We start from the raw sequence: 26,156 nt of genomic DNA on the forward strand, positions 1-26,156 counted from the left end.
TCACTATTTATACAGTTTTTATTACTGCCTTTGCCTACTAAAATTATACTCTAACTCTGTAAATATATTTCATTTATAGATAAATCTAAATAAAATAATTCTTAATACTAGTTTTTACTATAGCACACATTAATTAATTGTTGCTATTAATACATTAAGCAAAAGTTTCTTGGTCCCTGATCTTTCAATCAAACTTAAACTTCGTATTATTTTATTCATTTTTTTATATGCGCAACTCTTAACCGATTAAAGACCTCATCCATATACGGATAGAGGTCTTTAGATTCTAATATTCAATTAATCATTTATTGAGTAACACTATAAGATCCTTCAATAAGCTTTTGTGGATCAAATGCATGCTCTATTCTTGGTAATGATATTGCTAAAGTTTCTCTTAACACATCTTCCACAGTTTCTACTGGCACAATAGTCAATTCATTTTTAACCTCTTCAGGTATATCTTTTAAATCAACTATATTTTCTCTTGGTATTAAGATTTTTGTTATTCCTGCTCTTTGTGCTCCAAGTAATTTTTCCTTAAGCCCTCCTATTGGAAGTACAGCACCTCTTAAAGTAATTTCTCCTGTCATTGCAAGCTTTGGATTTACCTTTATACCTGTAAATAGAGATGCTAATGCAGTAAATAATGCTATTCCTGCTGAAGGTCCATCTTTAGGTACAGATCCTGAAGGAACATGGATATGGAGATCCCTCTCCTTAAAGTTTACAGCCCTCATTGGTAATCTAGATTTTAATAAACTCAAGGAAATCATTGCAGATTCCTTCATAACTGCTCCTAACTGACCAGTTATGGTAACTTGTCCACCTCCTGGCATATCTGTCGCTTCAATAAATAATATTTCCCCACCAACAGCTGTCCATGCAAGTCCTGTAACAACACCAGGCGGATTATCTTCTTGAGCTTTATCATGAGTAGAAACTTTTTTACCAAGTAAATCATTTAAATCCTCTACAGCAACCTTAAATGGTAATTCTACTTTATTTGATACAATTTTTTCTGAAACTATTCTTGCAACTGTAGCTATTTGCTTTTTAAGGCCTCTTACACCTGCTTCTAAAGTATATTCATTTATAATTCTTTCTAATGCTTCATCTTCAATAATCAATTGTTTTTCAGTTAATCCATGTTCTTCAAATACTTCTGGAATCAAATGTCTCTTTCCAATATGAAATTTTTCATTCATTGTATAACTTGATATATTAATTATTTCCATTCTATCTAATAAAGGTCTTGGAATAGTGTCTAAAGAATTAGCTGTAGCTATAAAGAATACTTCTGACAAATCATATGGTAAATCTAAATAATGATCAGTAAAAGTATCATTTTGTTCTGGATCTAACACTTCCAATAATGCACTAGCTGGATCTCCATTATAACCAACCATAAGCTTATCAACTTCATCTAAAATCATTACTGGATTTTTTTCTCCTGCTTTTTTTATGCTTTGAATGATTCTACCAGGCATTGCCCCTATATAAGTTCTTCTATGTCCTCTTATTTCAGCTTCATCCCGTACACCGCCTAAGCTTAATCTTGTATACTTCCTACCAAGAACTTCTGCAATACTCTTTCCTAAGCTTGTCTTACCTGTTCCTGGAGGACCAACTAATAATAAAATTGATCCTTTTTTATTCTTTTTAAGCTGCATTACTGCTAAGTGTTGTATTATTCTGTCTTTCACTTTTTGAAGACCATAATGCTGTTCATCTAAAATATGTCTTGCTTCTTCTAAATTAGGAATCTTAGGTATAGATTCCTTCCAAGGAAGTTGAATTAATAATTCTAAATAATTACGTATAACATTATATTCAGGACTATTTTGACTTTGGTTTTCTAATTTTTCCAATTCCTCTAAAGCTGCTTCCTTTATTTCTTTTGGCATTTCTGCTTCTTCTATTTTAGCAAGATAATCTTGCACTTTATTGCTGTTACTCTTGCCTTCATTTAATTCATTTTGTATAGCTTTTAATTGTTCCCTTAATACAGATTCTCTATAATTTTTATTAGCTGCTTCTGCTAATTTTTCTGTCATTTCAAACTGTAATCTTAATGTTTCTTTTTGTTTTAGCATATAGTCCATAAACTTAAGACCTCTTGATTTTATGGATTGAGTTTCCAACAAATCATATTTTTCATCGTTTGAAAGAGGCATAAATTGTGTTAAATACCCTATTAGTCTATTTAATTCCCTATGCTCATCTACTTTTTTCATAAACTCTTCAGAACCTTTAAAGTTTTCACTGATTTCTCTAGTAACCTTTTTAATATATTCTACCATTTCCTCTTGGCTCTTTTCAGTAAGGTCAACAATATCTGGTGCTATTTCGAAATCAGCTATAATAGCATCATTGCCTATTGCTATTTCTTTAATCTCTACTCTCTCTAATACCCTTATTTTTACTTTGTATCCTCTTTCTGTTTTTTCAATTCCATCAGACTTAAATAAAACTCCTACTTTATGAAAATCTTCTATTTTTAAATTACCTTGTTCAAAATTTTTCATAAGTGGCAATGCAATACTATATTGATCTTCTTTACTTAATATTTCAAGCTCTTCGGCTCCCATCTTATTAAGTCTTAATACATGGATCATTCCTGGCAGTAAAACCATGTTTGATATTGGCATTACTGCACCCTTTTTAATTTTTTCATCAAAATTCATCATTTAAATCATCCCCTCTTCAATCGATTTTTAAGCGAATGTTCATTTATTTATTTTAAAAATATTAACGAGATATTTTGATATTATTTTTCAAAATTCTCTCGCCTAAACTATACTAGCAACGTTTCCTGCATGATTATAGTCATTTCCTTAATTAGCTCTATCTTTTGCAATTCATCAATATATTTATTTATAGCAATATTTTTTATTGGTGAAAAAAGTATTGCTATTAAATTGTCATTTTCAAAATCCTTTAATATTTTATTTTCTTTCATTTTCTCTAACAAATTAATAAGATTACGTGTTCCCTTTTGCTCTAAGCACTGACTTATAAGTGCTGGACAGCTTGAAAACTGATCTATAAAATGAAAAACTTCATCATTTTTCTTAATATAGCTATAATATTCTTTAACGAGTGTCTCTATAAATTCTTTTCCACTACTGACATTCCTAAGTTTATCTAACAAATATTCATAAATTTCTTCAGAATATTCAATATATATATCTTGAAACATAACTTCTTTATTCTCATAATAAATATAAACAGTAGCAGGAGATACACCAGCAGCTTTTGCAATCTTTGAAATAGAAGTACCGTGGAATCCTTCTCGAAGTATTAATCTAATAACCGCTTCTTTTATGCTTTTTTCTTTTTGACCATCTTTTATTCTCATATATAACACCTCTATTATAATTCTATAATAAACGATCATTCACTTATTGTCAATAATTTTTATATTAATATTTTTTAAGTATAATTTAATTTAGAAATGAAATTAGAGTCTTAATTCGTGATTCAAATTAAGACTCCATAATTTCTTAGACATATATATACAATTCTAGCAAATAGTCTACCCTAAATAAGTTTTGCGAACTTGCTCCAAATCAACTGTTTTTATTGATTCTGCAGCTTCAATTCCAAGTACAGCTACATTATCCCTAACAATTAGATACGTTCCACTTTTATCTAAATTAAATTCTACATTGACAATTCCCTTTTTACCTGTGAATGAAGTAATTTCATTATTATTTTCAGCATTAATTATAATAAATTTTCCATTAACATCATCAAAGTCATTAAAATCTATTGAAAGTTTAGTTTTAAATCCTTTTTCTACCACTATTACAAGAGGTTCAAACTCATAGCCTTTTCCTTTTATACTCACACTTTGGGAATTTCCTGAAATTTCAGCTTTTTTAATCAATCTATCTGTACTCACTTTGCTCAAGTCATCCCCATATATACTTGGTGTTTGAGGAACGCCTCCAGCTGGACCTCCAGTGCAACAACTCATTCCGCTACTTGGTGCCGGAATTGATGAATCAGCCTGTGATATATCTACAGAATCAAGATTATCAGTAACCTTTATTACACCTCTTATCATCCCCATCCAACAGCTAAAGTTTATATCTCCATCTTTAGGCGTAAATTCTATTATATTTTCACCAGACTTCAATTTTTTTTCTACATTTAATGAAGGTACTACTACTGCATTATTACATGCATTAAGCTGACTTCCTGTAATTATCCATTTTACTGGTTTATCTTTTTCAACATAAAAAGCATTAGGAGTGTAACCATTATTATCAGCTGTCATTCTTATTACCTGTACTCCATTTTCAATAGTAGGTTTAGATATATTAGAAGTTGCTGCACTAGCTTCAGTTCCTGAAATACTTTGCTTTAATGCCATCATATTAGGAACCGAAACTCCTGCAAGAGCAAGTCCTCTATTTCCCATTATGATTCCTAGTATTATTACTAATACTCCACTAAACTTTAATAACTGCTTAGTATATCCTTTACTCAAAATGCTTGATATAGAACCAAATAATAGCATAAGAGGAACAGTTCCCAGTGAAAATAAAAACATAGATAAGGCCCCAGAGATGGCACTACCTGTACCTAACGCATAAAGCTGCATGGTTTGCAAAGGTCCACATGGCATTAATCCATTTAACATTCCAATTAGGAACGGTGTTTTGGGTTTTTGCTTAATTTTGCATGTAGACCATGGCAATTTAATATTAAATTTTCTAAGTAAAGAAAATCCAGCCATGTTTATTCCCATTACAATCATAAAAATTCCTGCAAATATTTGAAATCCAGCTTTTACATTAAGTGATAAAGATAACACAGCACCTAAAGCCCCTACAATGCCTCCAATTATTGTGTAAGAAGTAACTCTTCCTGCATTATATAAAATTGCAGGCATTAAATTTTTAGAATGATTCTTTTCTATATTTATATTGTTATTTTTAGATACACTTTGTGTAAGCATTATTCCCCCACACATTCCCACACAATGTATTGAAGTAAGCATTCCAACAATAAACAATACAAAGTAAGATGCATTATTTAATTGTTCGCTCATGTCAAATCCATAGGTAGAATTACCAAGTAATAAAATTGCTGCAACTATAAGAAAAAATCCAGCAAATTTTAGGTTACTTGATTTTTTTGTACTATAGCCTGCACTATTAATTGCTTCCTTTATCTCTTCTTTAGTACAAATATCTTCATTAAATTCTATAGTTACGCTTTCAGCACTATAACTTGCCATTGCATTTAAAACTCCAGAAACCTTCTTTACTGCTCTTTCTACCCTTTGCTCACAAGAAGTGCATGTCATATCATAAACCTTAATATTTACTTTTTTAATGCTCATTTTTCCTCCATCTTATTACCATATTGTTCTCTGGTAATATACTATAATAATAATTCGTCCTTATATATACTAATTATAATTAAAAGTTATGAAGATTTTATGAATACATTAAAAATAAACTGCCTTAAAAGAAATTTAATTCATTTTAAGACAGCATAATAATTACTTTTCGCTTTTATTTCTTACAGGTTTATATGATCCATTCTTGTCTTCTGGATTTATATAAGTATAGTCACCATCTTGAGTTTTTTTTAATCCAAGTGAAGCCATTTGCTTTTTTGTAGTTTTTCTTTTATTCGTCATAAATATCACCTCTTTTTAGATTTTCCCAATCGAAAATTATATATACGTTTTATTAAAAATCTCCATATAATCAATTGTAAAACTGGTGACGGTGACAAATTTTATTCATTGCTTTTAGGTATGCTTATAATAAATGTAGTCCCCTTATTTTCCTTACTTTCTACATCTATAGAAGCTGAATGTAGTGATAATATTTTTTTTGCAATAGTTAATCCTATACCACTGCCTTCTGTTTTATGCCTGCTTTTATCACTGCGATACATCCTTTCAAAAATAAAAGGCAAATCTTCTTTCTTAATACCAATTCCATTGTCTTTTATTCCAATTACAACAAAATCCCCATTACTTTTTAAGCTTACATGAACATAACCTTCTTCACTTGTAAATTTAATACCATTAGATATTAAATTAATAAATACTTGTTTTAGCTTATCATAATCTCCAATGACTATAAATTTCTTTTTTTCATCTTTTTCCATAATTAATTTTATATTTTTTTCAGAAGCATCAAAAGAAAAATCACTTATTATTGAAGAAAGAAGCTCTTCAATATTTACCAACCCTAAATTAATAGGTATTTCCTCTGATTCTATTTGCTTTAAAGCATCTAAATTATTTAAAAGTTTGCCAAATCTTATTACTTCATCATTTAAATTGTTAAGTTTTTCTGTTGTTACTGGAATAATACCATCTATCATTGCTTCTATGTTATTTTGTAATACATTAAGCGGTGTCCTTATTTCATGGGATATATCTGATACAAGTCTTTTTCTTAGCAAATCCTGACTATTAAGTTTTTCTCCTAAAGAATTTATGCTGTCAATCAAATTTCTAATTTCTTCAATATTACTTTTTATATTTGATCTTGATTCATAATTACCTTTTGATAAATGCACTGATGTCTTCGAGACTTCTTTTAGTGGCTTTGAGAATTGTCTTGATAAAATAATACTTATTATTCCTACAATTGCTATGGTTAATAATCCACTAAATACAATCCCTTTATTAATTTCAGTTTTAAAATTAATATCTTCCTTTGAAAATAAAACAGGAGAATATTGACCTACTAAGATAGATCCAACAATTTTCCCATTTACATTTATATTAAAAGCGCTAGTAGTATAAACACCTTTTTCTTCAGCACCATTTATCATAATATGATTTTTATATTTTATATCGTTAGGATTCATTTCCCATACTATCTTGCCATTTTCGTCCAATAAACTTAAACAATAATTACTCATATAAGCTTCATGCATCATTTCTTCTCCAGAAGATGAATTCCAATTTCCATCTCTTTTATAAATCTGTTGAAAATATTGCACAAGCCTTATATTTCTTTTACTTTGTATATCCTCCATATATTTGTTAAATGTATTTGTTACTACCATATTAACTATTAAAGCAGACAATAAAACTGATACTATAGTGCAAAATATAATTATTATACTTAAGCGTTCTCTAATACTATGCTTCATCTTTCATCACCAAACTTGTAACCAGCTTTTGTAACTGTAATAATGTACTTAGGTGCTCTGCTATCCTCTTCAATTTTTTTACGAAGATTCTTAATGTGAACATCAACACTCCTATCAGATCCTTCAAAATCAATACCAAATATTCTTTCTATTATTGCTTCTCTCGTAAATACTTTTCCTCTGTTTGATGCCAAAAGATATAATATATCAAATTCATTTGGAGTTAAATTAACTTCTTCTCCCTCTAGTTTAACTAATCTCTTATCATAATCAATTATCATATTATTATCAACCAAAAGAATATTATTGTCTTTACCTCCAAGTCTTCTAAACAAAGCATTTACACGCGCTGTAAGCTCTCTTGGACTTAAAGGCTTTGTTAAATATTCATCCGCGCCTATATTTAATCCTTCTATTTTATCACTTAGTGAACTTTTAGCTGTAAGCATAAAAATATACACATCTGAAATTCTTCTAAGTATCTTACAAACTTCTTCCCCTTCAATATCCGGAAGCATTAAGTCTAAAATTACAAGATTAATTTTTTCTTTTCGAAATATTTCTACGCCCTCAATTCCACTTTCAGTAACATAAACTCCATAGCCTTCTTTTTCTAAATAAGCCTTTAAAATTTCTGATACGCTTTTTTCATCTTCAATTATTAAAATATTGTTCATTTGTTCCACCCCATTTAGTTTCCAAATATATTACATAATGTTTATAGATATAGTTAATATAATTGTTATTATGAGTCAAACTTATTTTTCAATTATATTAAAATATGCTATTTATAATAACTTAACATAAAATTATGAATTTTATGTGTACTTAGCTAATTTTATATAAAAATATCCTATGGAATAAAATTTTTCTATACTTTAATCCATAGGATATATATTATTGTCGTTCTATCAAACCAAGAACTGTAGATTTATTGTGTATAACTATACTTCCATCACTTTTAGAAGCTATTTCTCCTATTGATAAGGCACCTTCTACAGTACAATTCATTCTATTTTGTATATTAGCAAGTTCTATTGCAAAGTTTTCTTCCAAAAACATACCTCTTGAAATACAATCAAATAATAATGATTTATATTTTTTCGGTGCTATCTTGCTGCATTTATCTGCAATAGTTAATGATGCTTCTAATAGAGTTCTTGAATTTCCACTAAGAATAAATAAATTTGAATCCTTTGGGATATCCGCTACACATACTATATCTGACTCATCGTTAACAGATATAGGATCTCTAACTACTAATTCTAAATTAGTTCCATTCATTATTCCAAATGGGTATTCCTTAGCATATGTAAAAAAATCTTCTCTATATATGGCAAGTCCAGTTTCATCTTCTAAGATCTCTTTATACTTTTCAAATGCACTTTCTCCGTCTAATTCTGAAAGTATATTTTCATTAGCTTCTGTAACGTTAAAAGGCCCCTTTAGTATATTCCATCCGTGCTCAACTGCAATTTTAGTATCTGATTTAATGATGCATAAATATAATGTGTCCATACTTATCCCATCGTTATCAAATATACATGGTTTATGGCTTAAATTATAAAAACCAGCTCCTCCGCCTAAATATTTAACATTATTCCCTAGCTTTTCATATACTGTATCTGTTAATTCTTTAAAACTGCTTGAAAGACCATCTGCTATTACTAATGCTGTATAATTTTCATTTTTATCTAATTCCTTATTAAACCTCATTAAATTTGGCAATACTATTGAGCAGTAGACCGGCTTGACTTTATTTACTATATAACCTTTTGACAAACTTCTGTCACCTACTAATAATTTAGAATAAATTCCTCCAAAAAATAATATATTTTTTGAATTTAGATAGTTCATCATATCCTGTACTTCTTTTTCGCAACCATCTCCAACATAAATCATTAATCTTTCATCGCTATTAATTGAAAGCTCTTCAACATAATATTTTAAATCATTTAATGTGCTTAAATACATAATATGACCCCCTCATGAAATTTATACTTTTTTAATACCATGCTTTAATTATATTACTAGGAAATATAATTGTAAACATTTACCTGTATAAATTTACAAAATTATACTTATGTATTATTATTCCATACTTTTTCGCAAATTCTTGCATATGTGATTTTAAAGATAGATTTTAAAATTAGTTCCTTTTCTCCAAATAACTTGTTATCACTTTTGCTTGAGTATTATACAATTTCTTTTCACATCGGTTATACATCAAAACTTATTAATATTAAATACACTGTAAATTTCACCACGAATTGCTACTGCTTAATTAAGTAATTCTTCATAAAACAATTACCATCTTCATATCATTACTACAAATATAAAACAATAAAATTACACTTCATATTATGAGTCCATTCATGATTAATAGTAATCATTTACTTTAGTAATCACTATATTTCAACACAATAGAATTCATTTCCATGCCATTTAATAAATTTTTCCAAACCATCATATGATATTCCTATTGTTGCTGTATTGGTATTAGGATGAAAATTTACTTTTTCCTCATTTTTTAATTCTTTATCTATTAAAACTACAACATCCTTATCAGCATTATTTATTAATCCAAAAGGAGTAACAGATCCAGAAGTAAGCTTTAACTTTTCTAATAATTTATCTTCTGAAGCGAAAGATAATCGTGTACTTCCAATTTGTTTAGCAAGTAATTTTAAATTTACACTCTTATCCTCATCTAAAATTAGAAGATAATTGGTATCTCCTTTACTATTTTTAAGAAAAAGATTTTTACACATCTTTCCTGAAATTGATATTTCTAATTTTTTTCCTTCATTCACTGTATATATCGCTTTATGTTCATACCTTGTATAATTAATATTTAATAAATTTAGAACATAATAAACTTCTTGTTCTTCTCTTAATATCATTTTCTTCAACTCCGTTTTATAAAGCTTTTATAATTGAATTTTCAAGGCATACGCTAATATATTTTTCAATTATAACGCGCTCTGTTTCATCTATATAATTTCTTTTTCGTCTAAAATTCATATCCATCAGGTAAAAAGCTTTACGCCTCTTAAACTTTAATCATACATTTTTCTAAAGCCTCTTACATCTTCAACAAAGCCTAAACTTTCATAAAACTTATGAGCCTCTTTTCGAAAACCTGATGATACAAGAATTCCATAAGCGCAATGCTTTTCTTTACCAAACGCCTCTATTGCACTAATTAATTTCCTTCCTATTCCTTTCCCTCTTACATTTTCATCCACAATTACATCTTCAATAACCAAAAAAGGCCTTCCTCCTGTTGCAATAGATTTACAACATATTCCTAATACTGAACCTATAACTTTTCCTTCCTCTTTTGCTGTTAAAATTAAATATTGCTCATCTTTAAGCATTTCCTTATATATTTCAATTGATTCTTCTAATAAATTATTAAAAGGAGCTAGTTTTTTATATAACTCTAATAACTCCTTTATATCTTCAATTTTCAATTTTTCAATAATCATTATTTATTCTTTCCTTTCTTAATTCCAAACAGAAATCTTGTAATGACTAATCTTCTAAGGATCTCATACATCATAATTATTACTATAATTTATATCCCCATAATTACAAAATACTGCAGCACTGGTTCACTTATACTTCGGAGACTACAATGAAATTTATTTTATTTACTTTATAACTTCCTGATAGATCATATCTACTATTTCGTTTAAACATAATTCCTTCTGCAAGCAAACTTCAGGAATAATACCCAATAAATCTTTCTCATTCCACCATTTTCTCATCTCTTTTTCACCAAATTCATTTGCATTGGGTTTCAACTTATGCCGATTTAAAGTTTCTTCAAAAGGTATATCAAAGTAGTATGCAAAAATTTGCTTATTGAATTCACATAATAAATTTTCGAATAATCTTTCATACCATTTTGAATTTAAAATGCCTTCTAAAATCACTATATTGCAATGCTTTTTTCCGTATAGTGCAAGTTCCAATAATAACTGACTTGCTTCTGTATCAGGCCCATCTTTCACAAATAGCATTTCTCTTCTAACAACATCTTGTGAAATTAGCATTGTACCATGTCCAAATTTTCTTTGTAACGCCTTACCAGTAGAAGTTTTACCACTTCCAGAATTACCTCTTAATATTATTAACTTAGTCATTCTGTCCACTTAATAATCTCTTCTTTCTAAAATTAATGTAATCAACTGTTTTACGCAAAGGATTAATTATCATAGGGAAGATAATTTTTTCTCTGAATTCCATTATATGTCCCCATCCCTTATTTCAATTTCTGTACCTTCAGGAGCTTTAATTTTAAATAAGTACCCATTTTCAACTTTATAAATAGGCTCACCATTTTTTATCTTAAATTTGTTATAGCCTAGTTCTCTTATTCTATTAAACTCCTCCTGTACACTATCAACTAAGAAACACATATGTACTATTCCTTCATTTGATTCACTCCAATTATTTAAATTTTTGTCTTTCTTACCTGTTTGCAGTTCAATAAAAAAATCACCTAATTTAACCAGGTATTATATTCTCTGTTGTGAAAATCCTTAGTTTCCTGTACAATTCTAAAACCTAAAACTTTAGTATAAAATTCTAAGGATTCATTATAACTGTTGGTTTGAATGCAAACATGATGCATCATCCTTATTCCCATAATATTACCTCCAAACTACTTTTAATTCTTTTCAAACAACTAACATGCTATAATTTTCTTTTTAGATATATCATATCGACACACTGAATCTCACCTTCAAAAATTGGTTCTGGATAATTATCTGTAAAAAAGTTATTCACTGTATGAGAATATTCAAATCCTAATTTATTATAAAAAGGTGCTGTTGAACTTGTAGTTCCTACAGACATGACTTTATAATTTCTGCTATACATATTAAAAAGGTAATTCATAAACTTTTTCCCATAACCTTTTCCTTGATATTCTTCACTTGTTGCGATATTTTTCAATTCACATTCTGTATCTGATACTTTCACAACAACAGCTTCACAAATAATATTGTTATCCTCTTCTAATACATACATTTCACCTTTATTAATATATAAATCAATCATGTCTTCAGAAGGGTCTGCAAGTATTAGAAATTGTAGATATTCTTTTTTATTATTTTTAACTTCTTTAATTATAAACATTTGAACTTATTTCTCCTCAAAACTATATATGTAATATTATGCAATTATGAAAATTATAACATATCTTCCATACTTAATACACTTTTCTCTATATTTAATGACAAACTTTATAATTTCAATTCTTTTTTAACTAGTTATTTGAATCTATAATTTTAACTTAAAATATTATAATTTCTATTATTTTTATTAATTCTTAAGTTTTTCTAACATCTTATTATAATATGAACAAAAAGGATTTTCTTTTATCTATATCTATTCAGATATTTGATTACTTTTTTGCTAAATAGGAAATACTAAAGAGGTGAAATTTTCAGAATATTCATTTATATTATAAGTATAGTAAAAAAAGTTATCGAACTATTATTAAACATAACAAATTGGAGGGATTAGTATGAATAACAAATTACATTTATCAAAAGTATTTAATTTTATTTCTAGCACAATATTTTCCAATAGAGATTATGTATATGATAGAAACCGGGTTTATGATGTAACTGATACTACTGAACTAAAATTAATATCATCAAGAAGAACATTTTTATAATATGAATATATATAATATAAAATGCTGTTGCAAAGCTAGTTAGGTTAGTTTTGTAGCAGCTAATTTTTTTTGTAAAAAATAAAATGAGCATCGCTCTTGATTAAATCATTTTGCGACACTCACATATTATTAATTTTACTATTTATTTTTTTCCTTTACCTTGAGAGCTTGAAGCCCCATTTCCACTATTGCTTGAATTAGAAGAATTTCCGCCACCATTATCTGACTTAGATGAACTTTCTTTACTATTATTTTCTGATTTTGATGAACTTCCTTTACTGATATTTTCTGGCTTTGATGAACTGTTGCTGTTACTGCTATCGCTCTTTATATTAACATTCTTATCTTCTTTTGATGAATTATTTGAACTTTGTGAATTTGAATTTTCGCTCTTATTTTGTTTTTCTACTACAGGTTCTGATATTTTCTCTTGGCTTGTATTTATTTCTTCTTTTTTACTGCTTCCATTATTTGATTTATCATTTGTAGTTTTCTTATTTTCTTTTTGTGTAATTGCTTCTTCATTCGTACTTGCTTTAGTTGAAACAGTTGCTCCTGCCTTAGCTTCAGCAGTGCTTTCTGAAGTATTAGTTGTAGTAGTATTATCACTTGTACTAGTTGTTGCATCAGTAGCTGTAGTTGCAGCGCTTGTACTATCTTGAGTTGAAGTTTCAATAATACCATTTTTTCTTATTTCTTTAGCTTTCTTTTGTATATCCTTAACAGAACTATTTTTATATTCATCAACTGTAATTGCTGGATCTAAAGCTTGAAGCTTTTGTATAAGATTTAATTTACCTGGTGTTATTCCTAATTTTCTTGCTTCATCTCTTCTTGCGAGAGCAACATTTTGAGTTTCTACTTCTGCTTCTACATTATTATTATTTAAGGTTTTATCAACAACATCCTTTAAGGTTTCATCTAACTCAGCTGCAACCTTTGTTTTATCAGTAGAGGTCGTAATTTCAATTGCTGAAGAACCATCTTCCTTAATATAACCATCATTTATAGCATTTGTAACTACAGTACTTACTGCTTCATCAACTTTAACATTTAGCAAATTAGTATCTGCTAATATATTACTTCCATCTTCATTATATGCCTCTACTGATACTACAGTATCAAATGCATTTACTCCTAATTCTACGCTTGGATTAATATCCACACTTACATATGCTATTGGAGTTTTAGCGTAGGCATATCCACCTCCTGCTAAGCTTAAAACAAATGCTGCTGATAAGGATAATGCTATCTTTTTCTTCATAAGAATTCCTCCTAAAATATGATTTATTTTATTTTGAGACTGCTTTTCATTATATCCAGCTTTTTTAATTACTGCTTTTTCAATACGTTTTCTAGCTGCTGATTCCATTGATAAATCAATATTTCCTTCTAGCAATAATTTGGTGTCTTTCATGTTCAAATCATTTAACTTTTCAAATAATTTATCTTCCACCTATACATTACCTCCCAGTATTTTTTTTAACTTTTGCATGCATCTGGATACCTTTTTATCAATTGTATTTACTTTTATCTCCATATCCTTAGAAATATCTTTTGAACTTTGATGTAAATAATATTTTCTTATGATTATTTCACTATCAGGTTCTCCTAAAGATTTAATTGCTTCAACTAATACTGAATTGCTTTCTTTTTTTAATATTAAATCTGGTACCTCATCTGAAGGTGTAAATAAACTTTCAGCAACATCTTCTATTGGAATATGATTTTTACTTTTGTTTTTTCTGTACATATCTATAGCTTTTCGTTTTGCTATAACTGCCAAAAATGCTTTAATTGATCCTTTAGTAAGATCAATTTTATTTCTATTATTAAACATTTCAAAAAACACATCACTTACACACTCTTCAATGTCTTCTTTGGAATAACTATTAGAAAGCTGATTAAAAATGATTGTGTATACAAGCGCCATATAATCATCCATCATCTTCTTTAAGCCTGCTTCAGGCTTATGAATTAATATGTTAAGTAGTTCTATATCTGAAATCAAAGTGCACCTTCTTTCCAAGAATATATCCTTCTTTATATTTAATATTTCGTAATAGTAAAAAAAAATCTGACAAGCTTCACAAAAAAATTATTTTATTCTATATTTTTCTTATATATTGTTTATTAGTTATATGATAATAATATTATTGAAAATTCTATAATTAATATTTACAAAATTAATAATTTCATTTATTTTTTCTAAAAATTCGAATTTAGTTCTGTATAGAATAACTTTATATTAATATAAAATTATAGCCATTCATAGAACGAATATACCTTAACACATACATGATAAATTCATTTCATATGAATGGCTATAAATTATGCTTAATAGTTTTTAGCTTAATTAATTATTCTTATTTTTTTCCTTATTACTATTTCCTTGTGAGCTTGTATTATTTCCATTCCCTTGCTTAGAGTTATTTTCATGTTTAAGAATAGCTTCTTCTGCTTTTTCATTTTTTATATCTTCTTTTTTCTCTTTTGAAATATTTTTCACTTCTTTATTAGTATCCTCAACTTTATTTTTATGAGTAATATTTTCTTCAACAGTTGTATTTTTATCTGAAGTTGTATTTATATTTGTATCTTCGTTTTTAACAGCTTTTTCATCATTCTTAATGTCTTTTTTAAGTTCTTTAAATTTCTTTTGAATATTCTTTACCGAACTATCTTTATACTCTTCAACAGTTATTGCTGGATCTAATTCTTGAAGTTTTTGTATAAGATTAAGCTTACCAGGCGTTATTCCAAGCTTTCTTGCTTCATCTCTTCTTGCAAGTGCAACTTTTTCGCTTTCAACTTTTGCTTCTTTATTATTATCATCTAATGTTTTATCTACTTTTCCTTTTAATTCTTCATCTAGCTCATCTGCAACTTTTTCCTTATCAGTTGCTGTAGTAATTTCTATTGCAGATGACCCATCTTCTTTAATATAACCTTCTTTGATTGCATTTGTAACTACAGTACTAACTGCATCATCAATTTTTGAATTTACTAAATTTGTTCCTTCTAAAACATTTTTTCCATCTTCATTGTATGCTTCAACAGATACTACTGTATCAAATGCATTTACCCCTAATTCTACACTTGGATTAATATCCACGCTCACATAAGCTACTGGTGTTTTAGCATATGCATAAGTTCCTCCTGCTAAACTAAAAATCACTCCTGCTGATAATGCTAATGCTATTTTTTTCTTCATAATAATTCCTCCTAATATGTCATTCATCTTATGTATTAAAATATTATTTTTACTGTATCTATAAGTTTTTTTCATTACTGCTTTCTCAATGCGTTTCCTAGTAAGATAGTCTACTGATAAATTTACATCTTCATTTAATAATAAAGCTGTTTCATTAATATTTAATTCTTCCAATTTTTTAATCAAAACATTTTCCACCATTAATCCCTCCTAATATTTTTTATCATCCATATGCATCTAGATGACTTTTATCTTCAGTATTAATTTTCAAACTAAGGTTATGAGAAAATCTTTATAATTTTCATGTAAACCAATCATACTTTATTAAAACTTTTGATTTACAATATACATTTCGCTTAATACCCAAACAATCTGACTAGGTACTTTAAGGAAGTATATTAAAAATAATGGTGATTTATTAAAATCATGTTAATTTTCTGATTTTTATCGACAAATTGCTTTTATTAGTTGTAATTTGAAATATTAATGTGTTATATTTATTTTATAGTATATATGATGTAATTTTGTCATATAGATTTCCTTTTTATTCTTACAATATTAGCAGTCAAACCCCTGAATTGTAAGAGTTTATCTATACCTTTCAATTCTAAAATAAAATTCCATTTTCATTATATGTTGCTATAAAACCTTGGTATTTTTATAAGAATTTTATGTAGAGTAATTTAATTAATATTTTGTTTATTTTTAATTTAATTTAAATTTATAGTTGTAGTTTATAATAAATTTAAATATTTAAATAAGAATACTTTACTAATTTATATAAAATAATAACAACTTATTTGTTGCAAGGAGGATTATATGAAAGTAAGAACCCATGTTAAATTGGCAGAATTGTCTTTAATTAAGAATCTAACTAATATTCCAAAGGGATTTTCCAAATTTATGTTTAATTTTGGTCTTGTAATGGTTGATCAAAGTTGGCTTATCAAAACTCATCCTCACTATATACAAAAATCTCTTGGATACATTAATAAGAAAATAGAAAAGCTGCTTTCCATAAAAAAATTTAATGCGTACCATTCATTACAGCTTGGAATAGTTATTCATTACCTTTGCGATTTCTGTTGTAATTCTCATATTACAGGCTCAATTGGAAATGTTTCTTATCATTTAAAATATGAACGTGATTTACAAAAATATTTATTAGAAAATTTCGATACATTAAAAACTCAAATTCATAATAAATCTAATAATATAAATACAAAATTACACAACTTAGCTTCAATAAAAGCTTCAATTGATAAAACTCTTCTTAATTACATTAAGGGGGATGCTTCAATACATTGGGATGTAAAACATTGTGTAGAAATCAGCTCATTTGTCTGTGCTGTTATTTTTAATTCATCTAATATTCTTGTTCCAACTGAGTAAAAATCACAAGAACAAAATAAAACTATTAAATTGTTTACTGTAACCATATATATACCTCAAAAAACAAAAGCAAGGGAATTTTTCGAATCTCCCTTGCTTTTGTTTTTTATTATTATTTATATGTTGGTCATATTCACCTAAATTTATTATTTGAAATTACTTAGTAAAAAGTAATAAATAAAGCCATAAATCATTGCAGAAAAAACTACTACAATTAGTAGATACTTAAGTTTCTTTATTATATTGAGCATAGTTTAATACCTCCATCTATATGCTATTGTAATATTTTTCTAATGAAATAACAATAAACAAACTGTAAATTTCACATAACTTATAATGTTTATCTGCTTAAAATGCTAATTGGCACAAAAATAGAGAGGTTTCCCTCTCTATTCCATCCCGATAAACTCTACCTTTTCTACATTTCTAAGATTAAGCAGACCTTCCGTTAATGTTTTAATATCCCCATCTACTGTGGAAAGATCTATCGTTATACTTAAGTTCGCATATCCATTAAGTGGGATACCTTGATTTATTGTCAAAATGTCGCCGCCCTTTTCTGCTATATAGTTACTAATATTTGATAAGACTCCTTTTTCATTTTTTAATATGATATTGTAAGTAACTTTTCTTCCTCTTGAAGTTTCTGAAAAATCAAATACAAAGTCTTTATATTTGTAATATACGCTTCTGCTTATGCCTGCTATTTTTACAGCTTCTGTTATTTCCTTTACTTTGCCATCCTTTAATAATTTTTTGGCATAAAGAACTTTTTCATAAACGTCTGGTAAAACTCGCTTATCTATAACTAAATAATCTCCACTCATTATTTTCTACCTTCTATAATGGTTGCCCCCGCATCATCTATAGATAACTCTAATATATCCCATTCCAATCCTTTTATTTTTAAATACTCTCTAAGCCTATTGCTAAAGCGCTCGTCCTCTTCGTTAATAATTGCCATGATTGTTGGTCCCGCACCACTTAGGTAACACCCCCATGCTCCTAATTCATAGCTCTTATTATACACCTCTTCAAAACCAGGTATTAATTTCGCCCTGTAATTTTGGTGAAAGGCATCTTTACATGCATATTTAATCAAGTCATATTTACCACTTGAAAAACATGCTACCATTAATGCTGCTCTTGAAACATTATAAACTCCATCTTTTAAGCTTATTTGCTGCGGAACAACACCTCTAGCTTTTTTTGTTGATAATCTAAAATTAGGAATTATCGAAACGAACTTAATTCCTTTTTTAACGTCTACTTTATCATAGTAGGTCTTGTTTTCATCAACTATTGCAACCACCATACCCCCAAGTAATGCTGGTGCAACATTATCTGGATGGCCTTCAATTTCTACAGCCATCTCCAATAACTCTTCATCTGAAAACTTCTTCCCCAAGATTTCGTTAGCACCTACTAGTCCCCCAACTATACATGTAGAACTGCTTCCTAGACCTCTTGATACTGGAACGTCTTGTGTTAATTCACTTATTTCTAAACCTTTTATTTTATAGCCCGCTTTATCAAAACAAAATTTCATTGCTTGATATATTATATTATTTTCGTTACAAAACTCTTCTGGCATCCCATTAAATTTTAATCCATCTTCTTCTAATTCCCTAAACCCAAACTCATTATAAAGCCTTAATGCTATGCCTAATGAATCAAACCCTGGACCCATATTTGCTGATGTAGCTGGTACTCTAACTTTAATCATACTTAAATTCCCCTATTACTTTAAGTAAGAAAGTAGAGCATCCCTCATCTCTGACTTATCCCAAACTTCATCATGTAATACCTTAGCTGTTTCTAATGTACTTAAGCTATTTGGTATTTTATTATTTGTTTCTTTCGATAATTTTTCAAGTACTTTAAAATCATCTACTCCTTCTACATCAATATTAAGAGCATTGCAAATGCTTCTTGGGAACTTAAATGGACTTGCTGTTGAAACTACCAATGCTGGTTTATTATCCTTTGTTTCTTCTACATATTTCTTTTTAACTACATATGCTACAGCTGTATGAGTGTCCATTAAGTAATTATCTTTTTCATAAACTTCTTTAATTGCTGTATAAACTTCTTCTGTATCTGCAAAATTACCATAGAATTCTTTTATGAAGTTTTTAATCTTATCATTTACTTCATAAACACCCTTAGTATTTAAATCCTTCATAAGTTCACTTACAACTGCAGTATCTCTTCCACTTGCTTCAAACAATAATCTTTCAAGATTTGATGAAACAAGTATGTCCATTGATGGTGATTCTGTTAAAACAAGCTCTCTCTTCTTATCATATACCCCAGTTTCAAAGAAGTCTGCTAGAACTTTGTTTTCATTTGATGCACAAATAAACTTATCTATTGGTAATCCCATTTGTTTTGCATAATACCCAGCTAAGATATTTCCAAAATTACCTGTTGGAACTACTACATTTATAGCATCATCTAATTTTATTACCCCTTGATTTACTAAATTGAAATATCCATAAAAATAATACACTATTTGAGGTACAAGTCTTCCAATATTAATTGAATTTGCTGATGATAATATGTATCCCTTTTGAGTTAGCCCTGCTCTAAAGTTGTCATCTCCAAATATTTCTTTTACTCCTGTTTGAGCATCATCGAAATTCCCCTTTATTCCAATGACCTTAACATTGTTCCCCTCTTGACTTGACATTTGTCTTTCTTGAATTGCACTCACACCATTTTTAGGATAATAAACTACAACTTTAAAGCCTTCAACATCCTTAAAACCTTCAAGTGCAGCTTTTCCTGTATCTCCCGAGGTTGCAGTAAGTATTGTTATATCTTCATTAACACCACATATTTTTTTAGCCCTTTTCATAATTTGTGGTAAAAACAATAATGCTGCATCTTTGAATGCACAAGTTGGTCCATGATATAACTCTAAGAAGTTATTTTTTACTTCTACGCTAAATCTATCATTATATGCATCATTAATTGCCCCCATTAATTCTGCATCATCAATATCCGTAAAATATTCATTGATAACTTTAAATGCTAAATCTTCGTATTTAACTTTAGTATCCTTCTTTAAATCATCATATACCTTAGGAAATTCGTCTGGAACGTATAGCCCACCGTCCTTAGAAATTCCATTAATTATTGCTTTAGCTGAAGCTATGTCTTTTTCTAAGCCCCTAGTACTTCTAAACTTCATCTTTTCTCACCTCAAAATTGTATTAAATATGAATGTATTATATTTATTAACAAAAATTAATATATAAAAACATATTTGACTTGTAATATATATTATCATGTATTTTATAGATACACAAGTGTTTTTCTGTAAAATACACGAAAAATATTTTTCTGAAAATATTTACATGTAAATATTTAAAGGAATTATTTGCACTGCATTATTTTTTATTATTAAATCCATACATTCTGGTACAATAATTTCATTTTTGTTCAAACATTCTAATAATATTTTGCACTTTTCGAAAAAGCTTTCATAAAATTGTTCTTGGCCTGTTTTCCTAAGAAGACTTATACACTCCCCATTACTGCAGGTTTTTATAACTTTTCCTATAACCTTACAATGGCAGTTAATATTATCAAATAAATTACATCTACTTCCCATAAAATTATCCCTGTTCACTGTTAAAACAATCATTCCATTTTCTGTCTTCATAATTAAATCCTGAGTGTTATTTAAAGTTAAAATGCTTTTTAAATATGTGAGCATTTTTAGTGAAATTGAAAAATTGAACTTTTCATTGAACTCTTTAAACAAACCATCTAAATATTCACATCCAAATATGGTTATTAAATTTATTAGTGCATCAATATATGGCACAACACCTTGATTGGTTATTGTTCCTTCAATCTCTATTATATCTCCTGAAAAAATATTATTATTTTCTATATCCTTCTGATTTTTATGCAAAAGTTGTTGATTGGAATTAAGCTGTTGAATTAACTTTTGATTTAACATAAAAGTTGTATAAGTTGTTTTCACTTGTTCCTCTTCCTTTATACATTGTCTCAAATCAATATCCTTATCCATATGATGATTTAAATTATTATTATTTCCTTCTGTTTTATTTTTGTCTTTATAACCTTCTCTTTCATTTCTAATAATGCGATTTTCATTAAAGCTATCAAGCCTGTTGCCTTCATGCACCCCTGTAGATAAAGTTCTATCAAAGGCCTGAGTTTTAGTTATTGTTTCTATAAAACCAGTTAATGTAATTGAAGATAAATTTCTAATTAAATTTTCATCTAAATAAATCAATATTTCAAAAGGATTATTCATGATTACCCCTTTCAAAAACATTATACACCAATAAAAAGAGCGGCTATGCCACAACAACGGAACTTTCCTGAAATCCCTTTTTGAGATTTCACCCTTAACTCTTAACTGCTAATCAACTTCTAGTTTGATGAACAATATTTCTTGTATTAATATTATATATAACAAACATATTTATTAATAATCTACTTTATATAGTATATTCTTAATAATAATCATTAATTCAAAATAATATTTTCCATAAATTTTTTCTAAAAAATTACAAATTTCTTAATTTCCGAGTTTTTTTAATTAATTGTGCTATAATTTTATTATATAAAGTCTTTAAAGAAAGGAGATTGCTTAATTAAATCTGACATATATAAGCTCCAATTAATCAATTTCTATTAATGACAAAAGGATTTTTTTCATTACTAATCAAATTAATCTTAATTGAAACTTATAATATAGATTTTACTCTTAAGCATGTGTTTTATTATGAAGAAGTTTATAAAATTATTTTCATTATTTTTCATTGTCACAACTATTGTTTTACTCATAGTATTTCACAAGAGAATAATTCTATCTTATGAAATTGTGAATAAATACCTTACTTTAAAAAACAACATATGGACAACCCAAGAAGTAGATATAGAGAAATCTGCAACTTCTATGGAATATAGAGATGTTGTTTATAAAAATACTAATAATGTTCCATTAACTCTTGATGTGTATACTCCTCTGAAACAAGTATACAAGAAATCTCCAGTACTTTTATACGTACATGGTGGAAGTTTTGCTTATGGAAATAAAAATATTCCTGAAACCCTAACTCCAATATTAGACACTTTCAGGGAACAAGGCTATACAATCATAAGCACTTCTTATGAGCTTATGAGAAATAAAGAAAGTTTTAATAAGCAGGTTTCAGATATTAAAGATACCCTTCGCTGGATATATAAAAATAAAACTGATTACAATTTTGATACTGATGAAATTGGTGTTATAGGAATATCTTCAGGTGCTTACCTTTCACTTATGGCTGGTTACAGCAGTAATACTGATTTTACAGACGATATTGAATTAAGTAAGTATCCTTCAAATATAAAATATTTAATTGATTTTGCAGGTCCAACAGATTTAAGCCTTTTAGATACAAGTGCTTTAAATTACGATTTATCTAAAATTTTTACTTCAATAAAAGACAAAAATGATCTGCTCCAAAAATATAATCCTATAGATTATATAAATTCTAAAAGTCCAAATACTTTGATAATTCACAGCAATTTGGATTCATTAGTCCCTTATGAAAGCTCTAAAAAACTATATGATCAATTGATATCAAAAAAGGCTAATGCTGAATTAATTACTTTAAATAGTACTGCTCATGACTTATCAAGTATTTCTAATGATGATATTCTTGCTATTTCTAAAGGATTAATAAAGTTTATAATATTTAATTCACCTCTTTAGGACAAACCTAAATAATAAAAGGTACTGTAATGTTACCCTACAATACAGTACCCTTTATTTATACTAATATTAATATTCATAAGACTTCGTATTTTCGCAAAGTCTTATATTTATTTTCTTATCTTCAATAACCTTTTTATATGAGCATAAAAATTCATTTAATTCATTATCATTTAAATCTATTGTTTTTTCACTTATTAATAATACATCCTCTTTGTCTAATAATACTTTAAGGTCATTTCTCTCATTTTTAATGAAATATTCAGACATGGCTTTTGCTGCTATTCTACTCTTATACTTTTCTTGAAAGCTAAGTGTTTTCTTCATAGCTTCATAATTTGTGCCAATCCCACTCATATCAAAGCCTGGAATTTTAAACTGTTCATCTATTGATGCAGAATCAAAACCATATCTCTCTAAGAATTTTTTTTGTATATTGATTAATTTATCTTGAGATATATCATTTTCCTGCATATATGTCATTATATGCTTTGAAAAATCAGCCATGTTCATTTTGCCTTCAGCAAGCTTGTAGTACAAAGAATATATATAATCTTCGAACTTATCTATGTCTTTATCCTTTGCCTTGTTTTTTAATTCATTAAAATCTATTATTTTCTCATCAGACATATCAATCCAACCTTTCCATATTAGAATATTCTTAATACAATTTAAAAAAATAACATGAAACCCTATCATTATATTATTCTCTTCATTGTGTATAAATTAAATATACCACTTTTTATACTATTCATGCTATATTTCACAGAAATTTTATATTTTATCTATTCATACTCTCTCTTTTAGAAAATACACAGCCACAATAATCCTGCCTATATAAATTATATTGTTTTGAAAGCTCTATTGAACGCTTATAGCCTTCCTTTTTCTTAAAGTCAGAATACAAGTATTTTACCCCATATTGTTCAGATAGCTTCTTTCCAATTTCATTTAAAATTTGAGAATTTTTATGAGGGCTTATTGACAAAGTAGTTGTAAAATAATCATACCCCTGCTCTTTAGCAATTACAGCAGCTTCTTTAAGTCTTAGTTCATAACACTTTAAGCATCTTTCGCCGCCTTCTCTGTCTTCTTCTAATCCTTTTGATAAGTTATAAAAACTTTCTGTATCATATCTTCCTTCAATAAAATTTATTTGATTTTTAACCTTTAAAGCAGTAATGAGACCTTTTTGCTCAGTTACTCTTCTTGAATATTCCTCCAGAGGATAAATATTAGGATTATAGAACAAGATGCTTATTTTAAAATACTGTGATAGGTATTCTAAAACATAACTACTGCAAGGTGCGCAGCAACTATGAAGTAATAGTGTTGGTGTATTATTTTCTTTTATTAAACCTTCAATTAGTAAATCTAATTCTTTCTGATAATTAATTTTATTCATGTGTAATTCATTCCTTCTTATGTTTTTATATTTGAAAATTCTATTTATATTTTACTGTTAACTAAATATAAACACCGAAAATATTTCTATTATTAATCAATCTCTTTTCCTCTGAAACTTGAACTATCTTAAAATCAATCCCAACTCCATTTACTATTCTTCATTCTCAATCTATATATTAACACATCCACTATATATATCAATTGTATATTTACAAAATAGTATTTTTAAATTTCTCCACAGCTTAATATAGCTTCTTTTCCGCTAAGCATATCTTTAATTTTTATTTCATTTTTTATAACTTCTTCTTCACCAATTAATATTACTTTTTCTATTCCTAATTTATTTGCATAATTTAATTTTTTCTTCAGTTTATCATCTTCTAAATAAATCTCAACTTTTTTACCCTTGTCTTGAAATTTCTTATAAATATAACTACAATACTCTAAAGTATTTCCAATTGATATTATTAAATACTCTACTGAGTTTTCCATCTTATAATTATCAATAAAAGCTATTTCTTTTAAAACAAAAAATAATCTTGTAAGTCCTATAGATATGCCCACGCCAGGTAAAATATTATCTGTATAATTTTGAGCTAAATTATCATATCTTCCACCTGAACAAATAGAACCATAGCTTTCGTTGCCTAATAAAAAAGTTTCAAAAACTGTTCCTGTATAATAATCCAAGCCTCTTATAATTTTTAAGTTTATTATATACTCTTTTTCTTCTACTCCTAAAAATTTTAATACTCTTCTTACCGTTTCTATTTCTTCTATTCCAGTTATTAATTTATCACTTACTAATTCTAATTGTTTTAATTGAGTAATTATTTCGTCATTACTTCCTTTTATATTTATAATCTTATTAATAAAATTTGTCTTTTCGCTTCCAACTAACATTTCAAGAGCTTTATTAAACTCTTCTTCACCAATTTTATCGTATTTATCAATTAAAATCATAACTTCATTTATTGGAACAATGTTTATTTCTTCTAAAATTGAAGAAAGTATCTTTCTATTGCTTATTTGAAATTTATAATCTTTTAGCCCTATAGCTTTAAAACCTTTTGATACTATGCTTATTACTAACGCATCATTATCTATGCTTAATTTTCCATTTCCAATTATGTCTAAATCGCATTGATAAAACTCTCTATATCTTCCTCTTTGATTTCTTTCACCTCTATAAACTTTTCCTATTTGATACCTTTTAAAAGGAAAGGTTAGCTCATTAAAATATTGAGCCGCGAATCTTGCAAAAGGTACTGTTAAATCAAATCTTAAAGCTAAATCATTACTTCCTCTCTTAAAATTATAAACCTGTTTTTCTGTTTCTCCTGCTGTTTTGGCAAGAAGAACTTCTGCCTTTTCTATTATTGGAGTGTCCATTGGTTGAAATTCATTTTCCTCATATATATTTGTAATCTTTCTTACTATATCATTAAATATTTTTTGCTCCTTTGGAAGTAGTTCCATAAATCCTGGTAATATACTTGGTTGTATTTTATTATTTTTCATTTTAACTTTCTCCTTTTCTATTAATTATTTAAATTTATCAGTTTTCCTCATTT

24 protein-coding genes and 1 pseudogene are annotated in these 26,156 nt (G+C 27.7%); 3 read left to right on the plus strand and 22 right to left on the minus strand.

Features of this window, described 5'->3' with window-relative positions:
• Positions 1–305 precede the first annotated feature (305 nt).
• The 12 genes and pseudogenes from lon to GXK56_RS12340 all read right to left on the minus strand — a co-directional run bounded on the left by lon (position 306) and on the right by GXK56_RS12340 (position 12,282).
• A complete protein-coding gene (lon, locus tag GXK56_RS12290; protein WP_160687757.1) occupies positions 306–2,687 on the minus strand; it encodes an endopeptidase La in 2,382 nt (793 codons plus the stop codon).
• Positions 2,688–2,794: 107 nt separating this feature from the next.
• Complete coding sequence (locus tag GXK56_RS12295; protein ID WP_160687758.1) at positions 2,795–3,358, minus strand: TetR/AcrR family transcriptional regulator; 564 nt, start codon at positions 3,356–3,358, stop codon at positions 2,795–2,797.
• A 177-nt stretch (positions 3,359–3,535) separates the two neighbouring features.
• A complete protein-coding gene (locus tag GXK56_RS12300) occupies positions 3,536–5,353 on the minus strand; it encodes a sulfite exporter TauE/SafE family protein (protein ID WP_160687759.1) in 1,818 nt (605 codons plus the stop codon).
• 162 nt (positions 5,354–5,515) lie between these two features.
• Positions 5,516–5,656 carry a hypothetical protein gene (locus tag GXK56_RS27790; protein ID WP_202127877.1) on the minus strand — a complete coding sequence of 47 codons (141 nt, stop codon included), beginning with the start codon at positions 5,654–5,656 and terminating at the stop codon, positions 5,516–5,518.
• Positions 5,657–5,757: 101 nt separating this feature from the next.
• A complete protein-coding gene (locus tag GXK56_RS12305) occupies positions 5,758–7,134 on the minus strand; it encodes a HAMP domain-containing sensor histidine kinase (protein ID WP_160687760.1) in 1,377 nt (458 codons plus the stop codon).
• Positions 7,131–7,811 carry a response regulator transcription factor gene (locus GXK56_RS12310; protein WP_160687761.1) on the minus strand — a complete coding sequence of 227 codons (681 nt, stop codon included), beginning with the start codon at positions 7,809–7,811 and terminating at the stop codon, positions 7,131–7,133. The genes GXK56_RS12305 and GXK56_RS12310 overlap by 4 nt, the downstream gene beginning before the upstream one ends.
• A gap of 220 nt (positions 7,812–8,031) precedes the next feature.
• A complete protein-coding gene (locus GXK56_RS12315) occupies positions 8,032–9,108 on the minus strand; it encodes an FIST C-terminal domain-containing protein (RefSeq protein ID WP_243156107.1) in 1,077 nt (358 codons plus the stop codon).
• A 434-nt stretch (positions 9,109–9,542) separates the two neighbouring features.
• Positions 9,543–10,034: a prolyl-tRNA synthetase associated domain-containing protein gene (locus GXK56_RS12320; RefSeq protein ID WP_202127880.1), complete on the minus strand. Its 492-nt coding sequence runs from the start codon at positions 10,032–10,034 to the stop codon at positions 9,543–9,545.
• Between the two features lie 159 nt (positions 10,035–10,193).
• A complete protein-coding gene (locus GXK56_RS12325) occupies positions 10,194–10,625 on the minus strand; it encodes a GNAT family N-acetyltransferase (RefSeq protein WP_160687763.1) in 432 nt (143 codons plus the stop codon).
• 165 nt (positions 10,626–10,790) lie between these two features.
• Positions 10,791–11,285: a kinase gene (locus GXK56_RS12330; RefSeq protein WP_160687764.1), complete on the minus strand. Its 495-nt coding sequence runs from the start codon at positions 11,283–11,285 to the stop codon at positions 10,791–10,793.
• A gap of 102 nt (positions 11,286–11,387) precedes the next feature.
• A pseudogene (locus GXK56_RS12335) lies at positions 11,388–11,791 on the minus strand (VOC family protein).
• A 47-nt stretch (positions 11,792–11,838) separates the two neighbouring features.
• Positions 11,839–12,282, minus strand: coding sequence for a GNAT family N-acetyltransferase (locus GXK56_RS12340; RefSeq protein WP_160687765.1), 444 nt, complete (start codon positions 12,280–12,282; stop codon positions 11,839–11,841).
• Between the two features lie 391 nt (positions 12,283–12,673).
• Between GXK56_RS12340 and GXK56_RS27795 the strand changes: the two genes are divergently transcribed.
• A complete protein-coding gene (locus GXK56_RS27795) occupies positions 12,674–12,826 on the plus strand; it encodes a hypothetical protein (protein ID WP_202127878.1) in 153 nt (50 codons plus the stop codon).
• A gap of 142 nt (positions 12,827–12,968) precedes the next feature.
• Here GXK56_RS27795 and GXK56_RS12345 read toward each other — a convergent pair whose 3' ends face one another.
• The 3 genes from GXK56_RS12345 to GXK56_RS12355 form a co-directional block, all read right to left on the minus strand.
• Positions 12,969–14,282 carry a hypothetical protein gene (locus GXK56_RS12345; RefSeq protein WP_243156108.1) on the minus strand — a complete coding sequence of 438 codons (1,314 nt, stop codon included), beginning with the start codon at positions 14,280–14,282 and terminating at the stop codon, positions 12,969–12,971.
• Positions 14,283–14,837: a sigma-70 family RNA polymerase sigma factor gene (locus GXK56_RS12350; RefSeq protein ID WP_160687975.1), complete on the minus strand. Its 555-nt coding sequence runs from the start codon at positions 14,835–14,837 to the stop codon at positions 14,283–14,285. It abuts the gene before it with no gap.
• A gap of 345 nt (positions 14,838–15,182) precedes the next feature.
• On the minus strand, positions 15,183–16,241 hold the full coding sequence (locus GXK56_RS12355) for a hypothetical protein (protein ID WP_347707952.1): 1,059 nt from the start codon (positions 16,239–16,241) through the stop codon (positions 15,183–15,185).
• Between the two features lie 618 nt (positions 16,242–16,859).
• Between GXK56_RS12355 and GXK56_RS12360 the strand changes: the two genes are divergently transcribed.
• A complete protein-coding gene (locus GXK56_RS12360) occupies positions 16,860–17,432 on the plus strand; it encodes a zinc dependent phospholipase C family protein (RefSeq protein ID WP_160687766.1) in 573 nt (190 codons plus the stop codon).
• A gap of 389 nt (positions 17,433–17,821) precedes the next feature.
• Here GXK56_RS12360 and GXK56_RS12365 read toward each other — a convergent pair whose 3' ends face one another.
• From GXK56_RS12365 to GXK56_RS12380, 4 genes are all read right to left on the minus strand, one after another.
• Complete coding sequence (locus GXK56_RS12365; RefSeq protein ID WP_160687767.1) at positions 17,822–18,259, minus strand: ACT domain-containing protein; 438 nt, start codon at positions 18,257–18,259, stop codon at positions 17,822–17,824.
• Positions 18,259–19,158: a homoserine kinase gene (gene thrB, locus GXK56_RS12370; RefSeq protein ID WP_160687768.1), complete on the minus strand. Its 900-nt coding sequence runs from the start codon at positions 19,156–19,158 to the stop codon at positions 18,259–18,261. The genes GXK56_RS12365 and thrB overlap by 1 nt, the downstream gene beginning before the upstream one ends.
• Positions 19,159–19,173: 15 nt before the next feature.
• The gene (thrC, locus tag GXK56_RS12375; RefSeq protein ID WP_160687769.1) at positions 19,174–20,628 is read right to left on the minus strand and encodes a threonine synthase; all 1,455 of its coding nucleotides are present in this window, start codon (positions 20,626–20,628) and stop codon (positions 19,174–19,176) included.
• A 162-nt stretch (positions 20,629–20,790) separates the two neighbouring features.
• Complete coding sequence (locus tag GXK56_RS12380; RefSeq protein WP_160687770.1) at positions 20,791–21,726, minus strand: hypothetical protein; 936 nt, start codon at positions 21,724–21,726, stop codon at positions 20,791–20,793.
• A gap of 474 nt (positions 21,727–22,200) precedes the next feature.
• Here GXK56_RS12380 and GXK56_RS12385 point away from each other — a divergent pair, with 474 nt between their 5' ends.
• Entirely contained in the window at positions 22,201–23,175 is a 975-nt protein-coding gene (locus GXK56_RS12385) for an alpha/beta hydrolase (protein WP_160687771.1), read from the plus strand.
• A 69-nt stretch (positions 23,176–23,244) separates the two neighbouring features.
• On the opposite strand, the gene GXK56_RS12390 is transcribed toward GXK56_RS12385, so the two are convergent.
• From GXK56_RS12390 to hisS, 3 genes are all read right to left on the minus strand, one after another.
• Entirely contained in the window at positions 23,245–23,805 is a 561-nt protein-coding gene (locus GXK56_RS12390) for a DUF3867 domain-containing protein (protein WP_160687772.1), read from the minus strand.
• Between the two features lie 151 nt (positions 23,806–23,956).
• On the minus strand, positions 23,957–24,580 hold the full coding sequence (locus GXK56_RS12395) for an epoxyqueuosine reductase QueH (RefSeq protein ID WP_160687773.1): 624 nt from the start codon (positions 24,578–24,580) through the stop codon (positions 23,957–23,959).
• Positions 24,581–24,807: 227 nt separating this feature from the next.
• Positions 24,808–26,103, minus strand: a complete 1,296-nt coding sequence (gene hisS, locus GXK56_RS12400) for a histidine--tRNA ligase (RefSeq protein ID WP_160687774.1) — start codon at positions 26,101–26,103, stop codon at positions 24,808–24,810.
• Positions 26,104–26,156: the final 53 nt, after the last annotated feature.

Origin of the sequence: Clostridium sp. C2-6-12 (assembly GCF_009928485.1) — a bacterium.
In the GTDB taxonomy this organism is placed as follows: Bacteria; Bacillota; Clostridia; order Clostridiales; family Clostridiaceae; genus Clostridium.

What these genes read in the sequence shown, in the direction of transcription:
- lon (WP_160687757.1), bottom strand. Translation starts at nt 2,687, where the DNA reads ATGATGAATTTTGATGAAAAAATTAAAAAGGGTGCAGTAATGCCAATA.
- GXK56_RS12295 (WP_160687758.1), bottom strand. Translation starts at nt 3,358, where the DNA reads ATGAGAATAAAAGATGGTCAAAAAGAAAAAAGCATAAAAGAAGCGGTT.
- GXK56_RS12300 (WP_160687759.1), bottom strand. Translation starts at nt 5,353, where the DNA reads ATGAGCATTAAAAAAGTAAATATTAAGGTTTATGATATGACATGCACT.
- GXK56_RS27790 (WP_202127877.1), bottom strand. Translation starts at nt 5,656, where the DNA reads ATGACGAATAAAAGAAAAACTACAAAAAAGCAAATGGCTTCACTTGGA.
- GXK56_RS12305 (WP_160687760.1), bottom strand. Translation starts at nt 7,134, where the DNA reads ATGAAGCATAGTATTAGAGAACGCTTAAGTATAATAATTATATTTTGC.
- GXK56_RS12310 (WP_160687761.1), bottom strand. Translation starts at nt 7,811, where the DNA reads ATGAACAATATTTTAATAATTGAAGATGAAAAAAGCGTATCAGAAATT.
- GXK56_RS12315 (WP_243156107.1), bottom strand. Translation starts at nt 9,108, where the DNA reads ATGTATTTAAGCACATTAAATGATTTAAAATATTATGTTGAAGAGCTT.
- GXK56_RS12325 (WP_160687763.1), bottom strand. Translation starts at nt 10,625, where the DNA reads ATGATTATTGAAAAATTGAAAATTGAAGATATAAAGGAGTTATTAGAG.
- GXK56_RS12330 (WP_160687764.1), bottom strand. Translation starts at nt 11,285, where the DNA reads ATGACTAAGTTAATAATATTAAGAGGTAATTCTGGAAGTGGTAAAACT.
- GXK56_RS12340 (WP_160687765.1), bottom strand. Translation starts at nt 12,282, where the DNA reads ATGTTTATAATTAAAGAAGTTAAAAATAATAAAAAAGAATATCTACAA.
- GXK56_RS27795 (WP_202127878.1), top strand. Translation starts at nt 12,674, where the DNA reads ATGAATAACAAATTACATTTATCAAAAGTATTTAATTTTATTTCTAGC.
- GXK56_RS12355 (WP_347707952.1), bottom strand. Translation starts at nt 16,241, where the DNA reads ATGGTGGAAAATGTTTTGATTAAAAAATTGGAAGAATTAAATATTAAT.
- GXK56_RS12360 (WP_160687766.1), top strand. Translation starts at nt 16,860, where the DNA reads ATGAAAGTAAGAACCCATGTTAAATTGGCAGAATTGTCTTTAATTAAG.
- GXK56_RS12365 (WP_160687767.1), bottom strand. Translation starts at nt 18,259, where the DNA reads ATGAGTGGAGATTATTTAGTTATAGATAAGCGAGTTTTACCAGACGTT.
- thrB (WP_160687768.1), bottom strand. Translation starts at nt 19,158, where the DNA reads ATGATTAAAGTTAGAGTACCAGCTACATCAGCAAATATGGGTCCAGGG.
- thrC (WP_160687769.1), bottom strand. Translation starts at nt 20,628, where the DNA reads ATGAAGTTTAGAAGTACTAGGGGCTTAGAAAAAGACATAGCTTCAGCT.
- GXK56_RS12380 (WP_160687770.1), bottom strand. Translation starts at nt 21,726, where the DNA reads ATGAATAATCCTTTTGAAATATTGATTTATTTAGATGAAAATTTAATT.
- GXK56_RS12385 (WP_160687771.1), top strand. Translation starts at nt 22,201, where the DNA reads ATGAAGAAGTTTATAAAATTATTTTCATTATTTTTCATTGTCACAACT.
- GXK56_RS12390 (WP_160687772.1), bottom strand. Translation starts at nt 23,805, where the DNA reads ATGTCTGATGAGAAAATAATAGATTTTAATGAATTAAAAAACAAGGCA.
- GXK56_RS12395 (WP_160687773.1), bottom strand. Translation starts at nt 24,580, where the DNA reads ATGAATAAAATTAATTATCAGAAAGAATTAGATTTACTAATTGAAGGT.
- hisS (WP_160687774.1), bottom strand. Translation starts at nt 26,103, where the DNA reads ATGAAAAATAATAAAATACAACCAAGTATATTACCAGGATTTATGGAA.